This window comes from Pseudidiomarina fusca, from assembly GCF_032227045.1.
In the GTDB taxonomy this organism is placed as follows: domain Bacteria; phylum Pseudomonadota; class Gammaproteobacteria; order Enterobacterales; family Alteromonadaceae; genus Pseudidiomarina; species Pseudidiomarina fusca.
Map to the genome: position 1 here is coordinate 1 of NZ_JANFPJ010000109.1, position 407 is coordinate 407.

Sequence of the window (407 nt, forward strand, 5' to 3'; positions counted from 1 at the left end):
GCGCACCACATGGAACTTATCGACCACGATACGGGCCTGGGGCAGCACAGCCTTGACCGCTGCCCGGTAGGGGTTCCACATGTCCATGCTGACGATCTCGACCTTCTGCCGGTCTTTCAGCTTCATCAGGTAGTTGGTCACCACGTCCTGGCGGCGGGTGGCCAGCAGGTCGAGCAGGGTTCGCTCCTCAATGTTGGTCAGAATGCAGCGGTAGCGCTTGTTCAGGTATAGCTCGTCAATGCCCAGGATGCGGGGCGTCTCGAAGCGGTGCCAGCGCCCCAGGAACTCGGCGCGGGCGTTGAAGATGTCGCGCACCGTCTTCTCGTCCAGGCCGGTCTGTGCCGCCACAAAGGTGTAGGGGTGGTTGAAGGATTCCTTCTCCACGTACTCATGCAGCCGCAGTGTCA

The 407-nt window shown here is 61.4% G+C and carries 1 protein-coding gene; it reads right to left on the reverse strand.

Annotated elements, in window-relative coordinates:
* On the reverse strand, nt 1-407 hold a 407-nt coding region (locus tag NOG12_RS13295; protein ID WP_313933521.1), incomplete at both ends, for a transposase.